The organism is Ignavibacteriota bacterium, from assembly GCA_016707525.1.
GTDB lineage: Bacteria > Bacteroidota > Ignavibacteria > UBA10030 > UBA6906 > JAGDMK01.
In genome coordinates this window covers 411,356-426,891 of sequence record JADJHP010000002.1, presented here as the reverse complement: position 1 = coordinate 426,891, position 15,536 = coordinate 411,356, and the positions used below count along the sequence as shown (strand labels likewise).

Below are 15,536 nucleotides of genomic sequence, written 5' to 3'. Positions count from 1 at the left end.
GGATCGTCTCCCACGATGGGCTGGCGGCCTTCACCGTTCGCCTCCTTCGTAGTGGACCCAGCGTTTCGCCATGCGCATTTGCACGATCGTGGCAGCAAGAATGAGGAAGAACAGGACCCAGGCGAGTGCCGACGCATAGCCCATACGGAACTCCTGGAATGCCTTCTTGAAGAGGTACAGCACCACGAACAACGTCGCATTGTTCGGGCCACCTTCCGTGCCGGGCTGGGCCGTTCCGGTCATCACGAACGCCTGCGTGAAGACCTGGAAGGTGCCGATGATGCCGACCACAAGATTGAACAGCATCGCCGGGGAGATCATGGGCAAGGTGATGTGGAGGAATTTCCGCAGCGGGCCTGCCCCGTCAAGTTCAGCGGCCTCATATAGCTCCCCGGGGATGCCCTGGAGGGCGGCGAGGAAGATCATCATCGTGCCGCCCACGCCCCAGAGCGACATCAGTACCAGCGATGGTTTTGCCCACGATTCGCTCTGCAACCAGAGCGGACCCGTGATACCGATCTGACGAAGGAGCGAGTTCAGCAGTCCATATTCGGGGTTGAAGACCCAGAGCCAGAGCATCGCCACTGCGACCATGTTCGTGATCGAAGGAAGGAAGAACGCTGTGCGAAAGAATGCCACCCCCTTCACCTTCTGATCGAGCAAGAGTGCAAGGCCGAGCGCAACCCCGAGGCCCAGCGGAACCGAAAGGACCACATAGAACAGGGTGTTCACGAGGCTCACCGTGAACAGCGGGTCATCCGTCAGAATGGACGCATAGTTCGCGAACCCCACCTGCACGGGCGGCGCAAGCATGGTCCACGAGGTCGTGCTCAGGTACAAAGAGACACACATCGGGCCCGCCGTCAACAGGAAGAACCCGATCAGCCATGGGCCGATGTACAGATATCCCATGAACCGCTCCCGGCCGTAGGTCATGGGGCACCCGCCTCGGAGCCATAGATGGTGAGCGGGTCCAGGAGTGCATCGCGCTGCTCTCCGGCCTCGATCACAAGATGTTCAAGTGTTTCTTCTGTGCCATTCCACGTCCGCGAGAGGAAGAGTTCCCTGCCGGGATCATACACGGCCCCGAGGGTTCCCTCCGGCGCCTCGTACCGGACCCGGCGAACACGATCGGCACCCATCGTGTCCGTCACGCGCGTCGATGCGGCTGCCGTACAGAAGGCCCGGAAGGACGGCCATGCCGCTGCCGTGGACAGATGGATGATGCATCCATTCCGCCAGCCGGTGAGTTCCTCTCTCGCCACATCGGTTTCCGGCCCGTCATAGTTGAACAGCGAGATCATCATGTGGCCGTTGGAGTGCCAGATCCTCAGGGGGGAAGCCGGAGACGGTTCAAGCGTCAACGGGATAACGGCCCCATACGTCTTCATGTCACGGAAGAACATCCTGCTCCCTGCGGGTGCTTCCACCGGCAACGATGTCACGGCCCGGCCATCCACAAAGAACTCATCGAACGGCGCCGCCCACCCCGCGATGAGGTCCAGGCGAAAGCTGGAGATCCCGTGATGTCCGGCCCGCTTGGGTGAAGCGAACACGATCGCGATACCATCGTGCTGATGGATCCCGTACCGCGCCTCTTCGTAGAGATAGCTGGCGTCGATCTCCCCGCCGGTGACATGGCAATGGTTCGGTTGTCCGACCACCGCCCCGTTGAAGGCCCCCCGCATGTAGACCGACCGGAACGACGCTGCGTCGGTCACCGGAGAGGATCGCCGGATGCGCAGCATGAACCCATCCGTGTGGCCGCCGTTCACATACGGGAGTGAGGCCGTGCCCAGCGCCCATTCCTCATTCATGAACGTGGTCAGGTCACGCCATCCTCCGGGATAGACCTCATGATCGAAGGGGAACGCCTGGCCGCTGGCGTTCTCGTGATACTGTTCGGAGTATGTCGTCATCCGCACGGAAAGAGGGAGCGGCTTGGCGGTGAAGAGGCGGAGGATCTCATCGTTCAGGTGAAACGGCGTGATCGCGGTCAGGGCGCACTGGAGGAGTGTCGACGGATGGTCGAAGCGTACACAGAGAGGGGTCGCGATAGATCGGCCATCCGGTGGCGGCATAGAGTACCGCATGAAGCGAAGAGAACCCGCCCGTGGAGTCCTCCTGGTAACACCGCGAGTGCGGGCCCGCGAACTGCTGACTCGGGGCATGATAGTGCAGGGCACAATCGATCCAGAGGCGTTGCTCAAGCCACAGGGCAAGTGCCCGCGCTTGAGGGTCCGCGGCATAGGCAGCGATCAGAGCAAGGAAGACCAGATCGAGGGCCGTATAGGTCGGGCTGTTGTACTCCGACATACCAGCCTGCCGTTTCCCTCTCCCGCGCCTGTCGCCCGTGACCCGCTGGAGCTCCCGCAGCCGGCTGAACCCGAGCTGAACCGCCCAGCCGGCACCGCACAGTTCGCCGCCCAGGATGAGTGTTGCGTATGCCCCCAGCGGATGATTCACGTTACCATCGCGCCATTGGACGCCTGCAGCGATGACGAGATCGGCTCCGATCGCCTTCCGCATGTGCTGCCGGACCTGTTCATCGAGATGTTCCCGTGCAGCGTGCAGGATCGCGAGCATGGTCGCAGGAGTGTGCGTCCCGTCGCCACCATGGATCGTCCCGAGCAGGCGCAGGGCAAGGTCACGTCGGACCGGAGGGGCTTCCAGGAGGAGTGCCGTCGCGTACCAGAGCGTGTCTCGGGGGATGAGGCACAATCCCGTGGATGCATTGAAGTGCCGTTCGCCGCACTCGCGCGCCAGATCGAGGAGCCAATGCCGGACGTGTGTCTCGGGAGCGGACATGGCGGTCACACCTGTTCCGTTCGGCCTGTGGAGGCGGAGCGTACCGCAGCGAGAAGCACCCGCATCGCACGGACGCCGTCATGAACGCCGGAACGGGGCTGCCGTCCGGTACGTACACAGGTCAGAAATTCGGCGGTCTCTTTCTCCATACCACACTCCTTCATCCCGTCCGTGATCCGGGTCTCCGCGCCGTCATCGAGCGTCAACTGCTGCATTCTCTCCGTCAGGTGGAGGCTGCGTGTTCCATCATACAGTTGCAGCGAGAACTTTGAAAGGACGGGATTCCGGCCGCAATCAGCGATCACGACCGTGCCCAGGGAACCATTCACGAACGAGATCGACACCGAGAGTGCATCCACGATCGGGATCCCGGGATGATGAAGGTTGCCCGCCATGGCCGAGACCTGCAACGGTTCACTTCCTTGCAGGTACATCAGCAGATCCACGATGTGGCATCCCTGCGACAGGACATTGCCACCACCCCGGACGGGATCGTTCCCCCAGAACCCGTCGGGCCAGCGGGCATCCGCAAGCTGGCCGATGCTCATCAACGGAGCCGCGATGAGTTCACGTGCCTGTTGGACCAGCGGCTCGTACCGGAGTTTGAAGCCGGTCAGAAACACCACGCCCGATCTCCGAACGGCCACGCTGACCTGCTCACATTCTTCGATGGTCAGGGCGAGGGGTTTCTCCATCACGATGTGTTTGCCGGCTTCCGCAGCCGCGATCCCCAGGGACGCATGCGCATCCGTCCGCGTGCAGATATACACCGCATCCACGGAGCGGTCGCGCAGCACCTCATGCGGGTCGGCGCTCGCATAGCCGGATCCATAGCGGGCGGCAAAGCTCCGTGCACGCACGGGGTCGGTATCGCAGAATGCCTGGAGTACGACATCCTCCCGGTCGGCCAGGATGTCCGCGTGGGCCTCACCAATGCTTCCGCACCCTATGAGGCCGATGCGTATCACGATCGGCACTCAGCGGAGTACAGGTCGCGCATGAGCTGAGCCGTACGCATCCGCACGAGCCGGGCCGCATCACGGATCGCGGCCTCCACGGTCATCGTGCCATCCACAAGTGCGCGGACATCGCGAAAGCCATCGGGACCTTTGAACCGGTCAGGTTCACCCTGCACCGACCCGACGATGGCGGCAACGGGGACACCGCGTCCGTGTGCCCTGGCCTTCACGCCTGCCATCGCTTTTCCGGAGCTGGTCTGATCATCAAGCCGGCCTTCCCCGGTGATCACCAGATCCGCATGGGACAGCCGTTCGTCGAACCCGATCGCATCCAACACCACCTCGATCCCGAGACGCATTTCGGCCCTGCAGAACACAGCGAGTGCCGCACCGGCGCCCCCTGCTGCACCACTCCCACGCACCTGCTGGACGTCGATCCCGGTCGCCTGGAGGATGATCTGCCGGTAAATTTCCAGGCAGTGGTCAAGTTCTGCCACCATCGCCGGCGATGCTCCTTTCTGCGGGCCATAGACGCATGAGGCACCGGAAGGACCCGTCAGCGGACTCGTCACATCCGACGCCACCACAACAGCCACCTTTTCAAGACGCGGATCCACTCTGGAAAGATCGATGGACGCGAGGCGGCCCAGCGCAACGCCGCCCCGTCCGACAGGCGAACCATCTTCCGTAAGCAGCCCCACGCCAAGCGCCTGTGCCATCCCTGCACCACCGTCATTGGTCGCGGTACCGCCGATCCCGACCAGAATGCGATGCGCGCCGGCATCCAGAGCAGAGCGGATGAGTTCGCCGAAACCGTAGCTGGTCGTGATCCGGGGGTCCCGCCGTTCAGAGGGCACAAGCAGGAGTCCGGCAGCGCGTGCCATTTCAATGATCGCCAGGCGCTCGCGGTCAACATAACCCCACGCCGCGTCAACGAACTGTCCGGGAAGCGGACCCGCGACCCTTGTCGAATGCAGAGATCCTCCAAGGACCGGGACCAGGACGTCGAGGAGTCCCTCCCCGCCGTCGGCCACAGGTACTGCGGCCACATCGGCATCAGGGAAGACCTCCAGAATACCTGCGCGCATCGCATCCCCGACCGCGCCGGCCTCGAGCGACCCCTTGAAGGAATCCGGAGCAACGACAATGCGCAACGGCCTCCCCATGCTTATGCCTTCGCATCCTGCGTGAATCCTGGTACGCGCCACTGGAATTCCGGATCCACATACGGATCATCATCTTCGTGGCCGGTCATGAGCGCGATCTTCTTTTTCAGAAGTTCCCCGAGATTCTTATAGTAGATGAACGTCGTCTCCGCGACGTCGGAGATGATCATCCAGTTCGTCGTGGCATTCTCCCAGAGATGAAGCAGGTCTTTGGTGTTCTGGATCTCACCGAGCACCATCGAGCGGAGCACATTCTTGCACCGTGCACGCTCCTTCTGGTCGGTGGTCCCGAGGTACGTGTGGACCGCCGCCACCCACGCCGTGACCGCATATTGCGTCCGGTACCAGCACAGCAATGCCCGCATACGGTCGTACTGATCCTGTGCACACGCCCGGGCCGCATCGGTCTTTGCCTTCGCGAGGATCGCGGCAGCATGCGCAACGGCCTTTTCCATGACCGGGAAGAGATCATCGACCATGTGCTGGACAGCCTTCCAGCCGCGTTCGGGCTCCATCAGGTCGAACCCGACATCCCAGCGGAAGTCCACACGCGTCTTGTTGTGCGTCGTGGCGAGGAGGAAATCCTCATAGTAGGTGCGGTCGGCTTCCGATATCGCCTCGATGTTCGGGACGATCGGACGGATCGCCAGGCGGTACCACACGCTCCAGCCGGAGTAGATCCACATGGGGATCGGGAAGGACGTGTAGGCATCCTCGGACATCTCCCAGAGCTTCACAAGGTCGTCGGCCAGTTCTTCTCCGATCCATGCAACGGCTTTCTCCCGCACGAATCCCTTGAGGTCCATGTTCCTGTCGAACTGGAAGGCGCGCATGACCTCCTGATTGATATTGTACGGGGCAAAGGATGGCTGGGTCACGCCGCCCTGGTAGGCGGCGGTCTCCACCTTGCGGTCCGCCATTTCATGGAGCTTCCTGTGGATGAGGCCGGGGAACGGGATGCCGATGAGCGGCTCGTGGTTCCCGAGGATACCGGGCACGAAGTAGATGTCCGCAGAGGAACCCTTCGATTCGAGATCGGTCATGATCTCGCGCTCTTTCTCGACGAAGGTGCTATAGAGTGCCGTACCATGGATCTGCGGCACTTCCTCGTATTTCGGATGCTTGTAGGCGAGGTCCCATCCCTTGGTGAGCAGGGACGACACTTCGACGTCGAGGCCATCCTCCAGAAGTTTCCAGATATGGTCATGCTCTTCCCAGAAGGGCTCGAGGCGGATGAGGGTACGGAACCCCGGATTCACCTTCCGGCCCGCATCGCGCAGGGTCTTCATGAAGCGCACCAGGTTGATCGCTGCTGCCGCCGCAATGTCCTTCGCGGCGAGCCATTCGCGCACAAGATACCCGCCGCCGTTCCGGCCGACGTAGAGCGAACTGGTGTACTCGAACCCGGCACCGCTGTCGTTCGACCAGATCGACATATAGCCGAGCTTCGGGACCTCGTTCATCAGGTTCCCCATCATCTCGGCATAGTGATCGAGCACCACCGGATGGGCGACGGAGAGATTGAAGCGGGGACGGAAGCTGCGCATGGGATGATCAACGCGCGCTCCACGGAGGACCGGATACCGCTGGAGCAGTTCATCGGGGACCGAACGCGGCTCGAAGCAGACGAGTCCGGGCGTGAGGCCATACTTCTCGGCATACTCTGCGTTGGTCTTGAGGTTGTTCAGGTTGGCCTGGAGATAATCCTGATCGTAGAATCCTTTGTTCAGTCGGCTCGTCACGAACTGATCCAAGGCGGGGCAGTACGTATAGAACCGATGCAGCAATTCGCCCTTCGGCCCGGTCTCGAACGGCACCGCGAACGCCAATCCGTTGACCTCGGCATAGGAAGAACCCATACGTGCGATCGTCCGGAAATGTTCGTCACGGTCGAAGAACCGGACCGTACGCGCGATCTGGGTCAGGAAGATATCGTACACCGGCCGCATCCCGGGAAATGTGGGGACCACGATCTTCCCCTGCCGGAACGCGGCGACATCCAGGTCTTTCCATTCGCCGGAGACGAGTGTCCAGAGTTGATAGAGCAGATGGGGATGGGACGCGAGCAACTCCGCCCCCTGCTCCCCGGCACATCGCGCCATCATCCAATGGGTCTTTCCATCGAGCGCGGGGTGGACCGCACGGGCGTCCGCTGCGTTGCCGACGACAGCGATGCGCAGCGTTCCTGCCGGGGCCAACGTTCCGGGCGTCGCATGCAGGCCGGCCCCCGGTGCCCAACCCGCAATGACCTCCCGCGCAACGGTCGCTTCGACGAGCGGGCCACCCGGGGTGCACTCAGCTTTCTTCAGCTGTGAGAGATACTGCTGCAGCGTTGCCATGACAATGCCTTTTCTGTTGATCGGGTCGTGCTGATTATGCGAGTTGTTGGGGCCGGATCCTGTCCAGCAATGCATCGATGGCCGTGCGGGAGGACGCGGAGACCTCGCGCACGGCAGCGTTCGCCGCACCGGCGGCGACACCGAAGGAGAGCCACGCCGGCATCTCCCACCCCTGCTCCATGCCGAACAACATCCCCGCGAGCATGCTGTCGCCAGAGCCGGTGGGATTGACACTTGTGATCGACGGGGGAACCACTTTCCAGACGGAGGCTCCGTCGGCGGCATACACCGCACGCTCACCGTCCGTCAGGACCACACAGCGGATCCCCGCACCGCGAAGTGCATCAAGTGCTGCAAGAACCTCAGGTTCCGTTCGGGCGTTCTTGCCGGACGTCTGTTCATACTCATGCCTGTTGATCTTCAAGAGATCGGGGACGGCATCGATCCCGGCGCGCAACGGCGCTCCATAGGAGTCCAGGGCCGTCCGTTTTCCCGCAGCGCGGACGTTCACGATGAGGTTCCGGTAGACCAGATCGGCCGCCGGGGAGGGTGAACTGCCGCAGCAGACGACCCATGTACTATCCCGGGCAAGCTCCGCACACATGGTTTCCAATTCCACGGCATCTTCCGCGGTCGCTGCATGCGGAGGTTCGAAGATACTGGTCATCACTCCGGCTTCATCCAGGTAGGTCACTCCCTCACGGGTCATCCCGGCCACCCGCACGAACCTGTGCCGGAGGCCCTCCTGATCCAGAAGGCGTTCCAGCAGATCCCCGATCTCACCGCCCAGGAACCCCGTTGCAACCGTCGGGATCCCGAGGCGGGACAGCTGCCGGGACACATTCACCCCTTTGCCGCCAACGACCATATCGATCCCTGTTGCGCGAACGATCGCGCCATGACGGATGCCCGTGACGAACACCGTCTTATCCAGCATCGGGTTCAGGGTGACGGTGGTGATCATCGGAGGAGTTTCCTGGCGCGTGCAACGGTCTCTTCCTCATGCACGATCGCGCAGAGCGCAGCAAGCATCTTCTCCATCCGCGGGTGCTGCCACACATTGCGGCCGAACACGATGCCATCCGCCCCGGCGCTCACGCAATCGGCGGCAAGTTCCAGGACCGCCTCATCGGACCCCGAGCTCAGCGGCCCGCCGGCCACGATCACGCGCGCATGCGCGGACTTCACCGCCCGGCGGAAGCTGTCGGCATCTCCGCTGTACCTTGTCTTGATGATGTCCGCTCCGGCTTCGGCACCGATACGCATCGTCTGCGCGATCTCATCATTCACATGCACGCCCTTCGCCGGTTTCGGGAAAAGCTGCATCCCGAAATGATTGTTCAGCAACGATGGAGGGATGATCTCCGCAGCGAGTGGCAGTCCGGCCTTCGTGGCATCACCGGCGTTCATCCCCAGGCGGTGGATCGAGGCGGACTCGACGGGTGTTCCAATGAGCGTGAAGACGATACCCGCATCGGCACCCATCGCAACGGCATCCTGTACCGACATCATCTGCTGGTAGTCCGTCACTCCCCGGGCGAACTTCGTGAAGCCTCCGTCCAGACGGGCCATGATGGCAAGTGTCCCCACCGCGGGAGCGATATGCGGGATCATCCCTCCGGAGACCAGTATGCCATCGGCATGTGTCCGGGCGACCCGTTCCGTGAGGCGCAGCAGGTCCTCGATCCCCGGTTGCGGACCGCTGAACCCGCCATGATCGAAGGGAACGATCACTGCGCGGCGATGCTTCCAGATCCTCTGCAGCCGGACTTCTTTGCCGGTCACCATACGGAATTATCCCTTTCCAATTATGAATTCAATTAAGAATCAAGAATTCTTAATTCTTCATTCTTAATTGGTCCCCTCCCACACCCTCCACTTCGAATACCCTACCCGCGGCTTGCTGCCGTCAAGCTGGAGCCCGTGGGTATTCGGCAGTGCGGACATCATCGTCGTGCCCGCGTATGCGAATTTCAGCACGTTCACCGCCGATACCCTTACATCGCCGTTCGCTTCGCGCAACGTGAAGAAGTGTGCATCGGTCTCCGCACCGCCGTAGGTGGTGCGGCCAAGATCGTACTGATACCGGGGCCGGATGTTCTCCCGTGCGATCTCCGACTCCAGGTCCAGCTTGATCCCCAATGTCAGCCGATCTTCGCCTGCATCGATACGGACCGCGACCGCCTGCATCGGACGCGATGTCGGAACGAGGCTCACACGCGGTATCCTCCCGCCACGCGCGACACGATCCACAGGGATCAGGGCGGTGACGAATACTTCCATGTCCCCGGCCTTGTAGTGCGACGAGATGGTCTGGTACAACGCCTGCTCTGTCCGTCGATGCCTGCTGATCGGCTCATATCCCTCGGTCTTCGCCGTGTTCTCCAGGAACAGTACCTTCAGTGCACGTTTGCCAGCCACCGGGGCCTCGCCGATGGAATCCACAGCGATCGTGAACGCATGCCTGTTCGAATCCAGCACCGTACCTGCATGCCAGAAATTCGTGAAGGTGAAATAGTCCGGCCTCGTCGCTTTCACTCCATCCACGACCACGAAGACCCCGGGTTCACGGGCATAGGCCACGATGCGGTCCCAGACATATCCGCGCGTCTCATCCGTGACCCGGGTGCGGCTCATGTCTGCATCCCGCAGGCTCACGAAGTCGATCTTCTGGGTGCGGACGGCATGATATGCACCGGAATTCTGCACGAATGCGAGGACCTTCTGCCGCTGGTCCCTCTTTTCGTTCCGTACCACGAGACGGTTGTGGAAGTAGTCCTGCCGCCACGCCCCGAAGGCGCCGCTGGGAAGATCGTTGCGGTAGCCCGCATCGTGCAGCAGGACCGAGGAACTGTCCATCAACAGGACGATGCTGTTCTCATCAGCATGTCCGTGGTGCATCTTCTCCTCCTCGACCGAGATGGTGTTGCGCAAATAGTGCCGTCCCAGCCAACCGCCATCACCCTCATCCCTGTAGTTCAGCAGCATATAGGTCGACGCGGGATCCCACCCGTTCCGGAAGACCACCTTCTTGCCGATGACGTCGTCGATCACTTCTTCGCTTCCCCCTTCGGGATGACGGGGCACGATCGTTTCATTTGCCCATCGATGTGCATCACACAGGTAGTAGGCGTCTCCGCTGCTGAGTGTATCGCTGAACCCTTTCGCCGTTTCCAGCAGCCGCAGCGCGGCCCATTTTGCTCCCTGATCTCCGAATGTCGCCGCCATGCGCTCAAAGATCGCGACCATGCGGAGCCCTTCGAGGGACGAAAGCCAATACGCGTCGCCGTAATCAGGGATCAACCCGGACGGTGCCATCAACCGGGAAAAGTACTCCATATAATAGTGCATCATGGGAGAACGGGCGACATCAGCCCGGCCGGCAATATCCCCGAAGGAGAGGACGGCGTGGAGCCACACGGGATGGTAGACCGTTGCGTCCTCGATCTCCCAGTGGCGCAGATTGTCGGCGCCGATCCCCATGGCCATCGCACGCCAGCGGGCGCTGCTCTTGTGGTCCGGCAACGCCTCGGCCGCACCGAGCAGCGCCTCCGCACGCAGAGCGGCACGGTTATGAGCTCCCCATTCCGGGAAACGGAATACGAAATCGATGCTCTCCGCTACATCCCGTTCGATCTTCTCCCGTGCGGGCCCCTGGAACGCCGCACTCCCTTTCACTTCCCGGACCGCGCGCACGTAGGGAGGAAGGTAGAAGAAATTGGAGATCGATGGCACCCCCTGCTCATATTCAGCACGCGTTGCTTCGAAACCGGCAGGCAATGTTTGACGGAGATCCCCATACGCCGCCAGGAGAGCTACGCTGCGCTCCGCATAGAGCTCCTGGCCCGTCACTTTGTAGAGGTAGGAATAGACACCGGCAAGATACAGGGGCTGTGGAGGCGAATTGTAGCCCCAGAGGACGCTGTGGTTCGGGTTCTCCCGCCACTTCTGCAGGCCCGCGGGGAGATCGCGCCATCCCTTCTCTGCCGCCGCGCGTATCTCGACGAGATAGCGGGCCTTCTGGGCGAATGCCTCGTGCAGAGTGCCGCTGATGGTGCAGCAGGCCACAAGGGCGATGAGAACGGAACGGATGGAACGGGAAACTCAGGAGTTCGGTGCATGTGCTTCGTCGATCATGGCTAGGTAGTTTTCTACGGGGACATAACTCGGGACGGAATTGCCGGACCCGATCGCATACCGGCCTTTCGGACCACAGGTACCGATCAATTCCCGTACGCGGGCGCGCACGTCCTCCGGGGTCTTGCCGGAGAGGATGTTGATGTCGAGGCCGCCCAGGACCGCGATACGGCTTCCATACTGCCGCTGAAACTCTTCCGCAGGCATGATGGCATCCTCATACGAGTGCTTGCCGTCGATACCCACATCATTGATCAGGTCGTCCATGATCGCCATGACCTTCCCGCAGGAGTGCAGAAAATACGGCCGCCCGTGGGCGTGGGCCATGGCCGCGAACTTCTTGTGCCAGGGCAGGATGTAGGTCCGCAGATCACGCGGCGACACCATCGTCGCGGACCGGTACCCCATATCATCTCCCGGGAACACCACCGCCAGATGATCAAGGTCCAGAAGATGCTTGTAGAACCCGGTCATGAGCGTGCCGAGTTTGTCGGTGATGGCTTGCACAAGGTCCGGCGTCTCATACAGCGCCGTGCACAGGCCCTCAAAGGACATGATCCAGGAGAGGTGCTCGAAGACGCCGCCGCCATGGCTGCTGATGAGCCCCATCCCTTCCGGCAGATGTCCGTTCAGATATTCGAGTTGCGAGAAGTCGAATGCTTCCACCGTCGGCCACGGATAGCGTTCAAAGTCGTCCCATGTCATGATCGCACCATGATGCTCATCGGGCCAGGCGCGGTCCTTCGGGGATCCGGGCGCCGCGTCCGGGATGAACATCTGATGCTCGGGGAACGGCAGACTCTGTTCGAAGCGGATGAAGTCATACCCCATCCCATGCCAGAACATGATGAAATTGTCGAGGAACTTCTCCAACTCGGGACGGCCGGGTCCGGGAAGCACCCACTCTCTTCCGAGCAGCTCCTTCAGGACAGGCCGCATCACCACATCATCGACGATGTATTCAACGAGCGGCGGACGCTGTCCTGTACGCCGGCCCATCAATGTGTCCACGAACCGGGTGATGTCCGGCCTCGCATTACCAAGAGGGATATGCGCGTAGCGCGATGTCATGTATGCTGTTCCTGGTGTGGTGCCTGGTCGATGGCGGCACACAGGGCCGCGAGATCACCGATGGATTCTCCGAGTTGGGCGGGGACGATCTGGCAGGCTTCCCACGCCCGTGGGAGTGACTCTTCTTTCGCAGTCCGCAGGGCCGGCTCGACGAAAACATCCTGCAGCCGCATCCCGAGCCCCCCCAGAACGATGCACTCCGGATTGAGCGTATCAATAAGCAATGCCAGTCCGCGGCCAAAGCGCTTCGCTGCCATGGTGAACACTGCCTTCGCCTCGGCCGAGCCGGCGCGGTGTTCATCGGCGAGTTCACGCACACTCAGCATCTGCGGCCAGTGGCCGGGGAACATCCTGTGCGCAAGCAGCGCGATGCCCGTGCCACTGGCATACCCTTCAAGCGATCCGGATTTCCCGTAACACGGTGGGCCATCATCTGCGATCCGCAGGTGTCCGACCTCTCCAGCCATGTCGGTCGTCCCTCGATACAACCGTCCATCCAGGATGAACCCGCCGCCAAACCCCGTTCCCATGGTCAGGAAGATCACATTCCGCTTTCCCTGCGCGGCCCCGAATTTCCATTCGGCAAGGGCGCCGGCGTTGCCATCGTGTTCGATATACACCGGGAGAAGGAAGCGTGTCGCGAGGAGCTCTTTGAGCGGGATCGCATCCCAGCCGGGGAGGTTCGGTGGCGACAGAATGATACCGCGGCCCACATCCAGCGGCCCGCCGACAGAGACACTCACCGCGTCCACACCATGCCCGTGTGTGATGCGCAGATCCTCTCCAAGACGGCACATCTCGTCGAACACGGCATGGAATCCACGCCCCGGTTCGGTACGCATCTCCCGGCGTTGGATGATCTTCCCTTCGCGCGTCCCGAGCACGACCGCCGTCTTCGTTCCGCCGATATCGAATCCCAGGATCATCAGTGTCCGACAAGGAGTGAGCGGATGATATCTGTTGCCTGACGCAGTTCGGCAAGCGGGATGTGTTCTGCGGCCGTATGCGCCAGCGCGATGTCGCCCGGACCAAACACCACGGTCGGTATCCCTCCGGCATTGAAGGCCCCGGCGTCCGTCGCATAGTACGCGCCCTCAACGGCCGCCCCGCCGGTCACACCCCTGATCGCCTGCGCAAGTTCCCGGACGACCGTTGCCCCTTCAGCGATATCCATGCCCCCCGCGACGAGATGCGGGGGTGCCATCTCCCACCCGTCGATCCCATGCAGGCATGACCCGGCAGCCTCGATCACTGCGGCCGCATCCTCATGGGGCAGCGTCCGCCGGTCGATCTCGATGCGGCATGCATCCGGGACGATGTTCACCGCCTGCCCTCCCTCGATCACGCCCACGCTCAGACTCGGCGTGCCGAGCAAGGGGTGGGGCGTGCCGGCGGCCAGGTCGCGGGCATAGGATTCAAGCCGCGTGAGCACATGCCCCATCCTGTAGATCGCATTCTCACCCCGTGCCGGATACGCCGCATGTGCAGCGGTTCCCCTGGTGCGCAGGTACCACCGCACCACACCCTTGTGCGCCCGGATGATGCGCAGCGACGTCGGCTCGCCGGCGATCCCCATGTCCGCCTTCAACCCCGAATACACTGCATGACGCGCCCCGGTGAATTGATACTCCTCGTCGGCCGTCGCGAGGATCACGATGTTGTACCGCAATTTCTCCGGATGCTGCACGGCTTCGACAACAGCCTGCAGAAATGCCGCGAGCGAACCCTTGGTATCGCAGGCCCCGCGGCCGTACAGGCTCCCATCCCTGATCTCTGCACCGAACGGTGCGATGCTCATCCCTTCCACATGCACCGTGTCGAGATGTGCCTGCAACAACAGCGTCCGTTCAGCTCCGGCGTCCACATAGCCGGTGACGTTCGGCCTGCCGGGTGCGACCTCCGTGACGTGGACATCGATGGCATGCCGGTGCAGGAACGCGGCAACGTGCTCGGCCAGGGCCGCTTCGCCGTACGCGCCCCCGCTCATGGCGCGGCCCATCGGATTCACGCTCGGGATCCGTACAAGTTCGGCGAGCAACCGGCATGCCGGGTCGTTCGTAGGTGCAACGCTGTTCATCAGTCCACCATGTTCCTGCTCACACATGCTCCCCATGCCGGGGCGCCCTGCAACTCCATCCTCATGCCGTCTCCCACAGGGCGGGATCAGCGATGGAGGACCGGGTTCTTCAGTTCTCCGATCCCTTCGATCCTGCAGGCCACAGTATCACCATGCTCGATCCGCCCGATCCCCTCCGGTGTTCCCGTAGAGATCACATCGCCCGGATCCAGCGTGATGTACCGGCTCACGTACTCTACGATCGCAGGGATGTCGAACAGCATGTGCCTGGTGTTCGACCGCTGGCGCACCTTGCCGTTGACGCGGCATTCGATATCCAGCCTGACCGGCTGGCGGATGGCGTCGGATGTGACGATCCATGGCCCCAGCGGAGTAAAGGTATCAAAACTTTTCGTGCGGAACCACGGGTAGCGGCGGTTGATATCCTCGGTTTGCAGGGTACGGGCCGTGACGTCATTGCAGATCGTATAGCCGGCCACATGCTCGAAGGCCTTCGTCCGCTTCACACCGCTCGCCTTCTTCCCGATCACCACCGCCAGCTCCACCTCATGATCCATCCGGCCAAGGCCCCGGGGTATCCGGATCGGTGCGCCGGGGTCGATGACGCTCGATCCCGCTTTCATGAACAGCACCGGCTCCGAGGGCTTCGCGAGAGAACCTTCCTTGACATGGAGGCCGTAATTCAGCCCGAGCGCTACGATCTTCCGCGGCCGCATCAGCGGTGCCTTCAGCACCACTTCTCCGGGCGGCATCATATACCGCTGCAGTGTGTTCTTCCGGATGAACGATGCTATGGCCCGGAACTCTTTCACGTCGAACTGGCCCTGCTCAAGCAACACCTCGATCGTTGGCCTGGGCGGAATCACCAGATCATGAAGCAGCGCGTAGTAGATCGCGCTCGCCTTGCTGTAGTTGATCCAGTGCCCATCCACCTCCAGGCCGACAAAGAGCCCATCCTCGCTTTCCCACTGAGCCACCT

General features: G+C 62.0%; 13 protein-coding genes. All 13 read right to left on the bottom strand.

Annotation, left to right across the window (positions count from 1 at the left end):
- Window positions 1–30 precede the first annotated feature (30 nt).
- On the bottom strand, window positions 31–936 hold the full coding sequence (locus IPI01_05505; protein MBK7257254.1) for a sugar ABC transporter permease: 906 nt from the start codon (window positions 934–936) through the stop codon (window positions 31–33).
- Window positions 933–2,081 (bottom strand): hypothetical protein, encoded by a 1,149-nt coding sequence (locus IPI01_05500; GenBank protein MBK7257253.1) that lies wholly within the window; start codon window positions 2,079–2,081, stop codon window positions 933–935. Before IPI01_05500 ends, IPI01_05505 begins: the two co-directional genes overlap by 4 nt.
- Window positions 1,966–2,817, bottom strand: a complete 852-nt coding sequence (locus IPI01_05495) for a hypothetical protein (GenBank protein MBK7257252.1) — start codon at window positions 2,815–2,817, stop codon at window positions 1,966–1,968. Before IPI01_05495 ends, IPI01_05500 begins: the two co-directional genes overlap by 116 nt.
- The gene (locus IPI01_05490; GenBank protein MBK7257251.1) at window positions 2,814–3,776 is read right to left on the bottom strand and encodes a Gfo/Idh/MocA family oxidoreductase; all 963 of its coding nucleotides are present in this window, start codon (window positions 3,774–3,776) and stop codon (window positions 2,814–2,816) included. The genes IPI01_05495 and IPI01_05490 overlap by 4 nt, the downstream gene beginning before the upstream one ends.
- Window positions 3,773–4,921, bottom strand: coding sequence for a glycerate kinase (locus IPI01_05485; protein MBK7257250.1), 1,149 nt, complete (start codon window positions 4,919–4,921; stop codon window positions 3,773–3,775). Before IPI01_05485 ends, IPI01_05490 begins: the two co-directional genes overlap by 4 nt.
- Window positions 4,922–4,935: 14 nt before the next feature.
- Window positions 4,936–7,272, bottom strand: a complete 2,337-nt coding sequence (locus tag IPI01_05480; GenBank protein ID MBK7257249.1) for a hypothetical protein — start codon at window positions 7,270–7,272, stop codon at window positions 4,936–4,938.
- 34 nt (window positions 7,273–7,306) lie between these two features.
- The gene (locus tag IPI01_05475; protein MBK7257248.1) at window positions 7,307–8,236 is read right to left on the bottom strand and encodes a 1-phosphofructokinase family hexose kinase; all 930 of its coding nucleotides are present in this window, start codon (window positions 8,234–8,236) and stop codon (window positions 7,307–7,309) included.
- Window positions 8,233–9,060, bottom strand: a complete 828-nt coding sequence (locus IPI01_05470) for a hypothetical protein (protein ID MBK7257247.1) — start codon at window positions 9,058–9,060, stop codon at window positions 8,233–8,235. The genes IPI01_05475 and IPI01_05470 overlap by 4 nt, the downstream gene beginning before the upstream one ends.
- Before the next feature lie 63 nt (window positions 9,061–9,123).
- Window positions 9,124–11,340 (bottom strand): hypothetical protein, encoded by a 2,217-nt coding sequence (locus tag IPI01_05465; protein MBK7257246.1) that lies wholly within the window; start codon window positions 11,338–11,340, stop codon window positions 9,124–9,126.
- A gap of 36 nt (window positions 11,341–11,376) precedes the next feature.
- The gene (locus IPI01_05460) at window positions 11,377–12,480 is read right to left on the bottom strand and encodes a hypothetical protein (GenBank protein MBK7257245.1); all 1,104 of its coding nucleotides are present in this window, start codon (window positions 12,478–12,480) and stop codon (window positions 11,377–11,379) included.
- Entirely contained in the window at window positions 12,477–13,406 is a 930-nt protein-coding gene (locus tag IPI01_05455; protein MBK7257244.1) for an ROK family protein, read from the bottom strand. The genes IPI01_05460 and IPI01_05455 overlap by 4 nt, the downstream gene beginning before the upstream one ends.
- Complete coding sequence (locus tag IPI01_05450; GenBank protein MBK7257243.1) at window positions 13,406–14,557, bottom strand: M20 family metallopeptidase; 1,152 nt, start codon at window positions 14,555–14,557, stop codon at window positions 13,406–13,408. Before IPI01_05450 ends, IPI01_05455 begins: the two co-directional genes overlap by 1 nt.
- 86 nt (window positions 14,558–14,643) lie before the next feature.
- Window positions 14,644–15,309 carry a fumarylacetoacetate hydrolase family protein gene (locus IPI01_05445; GenBank protein MBK7257242.1) on the bottom strand — a complete coding sequence of 222 codons (666 nt, stop codon included), beginning with the start codon at window positions 15,307–15,309 and terminating at the stop codon, window positions 14,644–14,646.
- Window positions 15,310–15,536: the final 227 nt, after the last annotated feature.

Bases quoted from the DNA above. Each gene is read 5' to 3' on its own strand.
- IPI01_05505 (MBK7257254.1), bottom strand. From the start codon at position 936: ATGACCTACGGCCGGGAGCGGTTCATGGGATATCTGTACATCGGCCCA.
- IPI01_05500 (MBK7257253.1), bottom strand. From the start codon at position 2,081: ATGCCGCCACCGGATGGCCGATCTATCGCGACCCCTCTCTGTGTACGC.
- IPI01_05480 (MBK7257249.1), bottom strand. From the start codon at position 7,272: ATGGCAACGCTGCAGCAGTATCTCTCACAGCTGAAGAAAGCTGAGTGC.
- IPI01_05475 (MBK7257248.1), bottom strand. From the start codon at position 8,236: ATGATCACCACCGTCACCCTGAACCCGATGCTGGATAAGACGGTGTTC.
- IPI01_05470 (MBK7257247.1), bottom strand. From the start codon at position 9,060: ATGGTGACCGGCAAAGAAGTCCGGCTGCAGAGGATCTGGAAGCATCGC.
- IPI01_05460 (MBK7257245.1), bottom strand. From the start codon at position 12,480: ATGACATCGCGCTACGCGCATATCCCTCTTGGTAATGCGAGGCCGGAC.
- IPI01_05455 (MBK7257244.1), bottom strand. From the start codon at position 13,406: ATGATCCTGGGATTCGATATCGGCGGAACGAAGACGGCGGTCGTGCTC.
- IPI01_05450 (MBK7257243.1), bottom strand. From the start codon at position 14,557: ATGAACAGCGTTGCACCTACGAACGACCCGGCATGCCGGTTGCTCGCC.
- IPI01_05445 (MBK7257242.1), bottom strand. From the start codon at position 15,309: ATGCCGCCCGGAGAAGTGGTGCTGAAGGCACCGCTGATGCGGCCGCGG.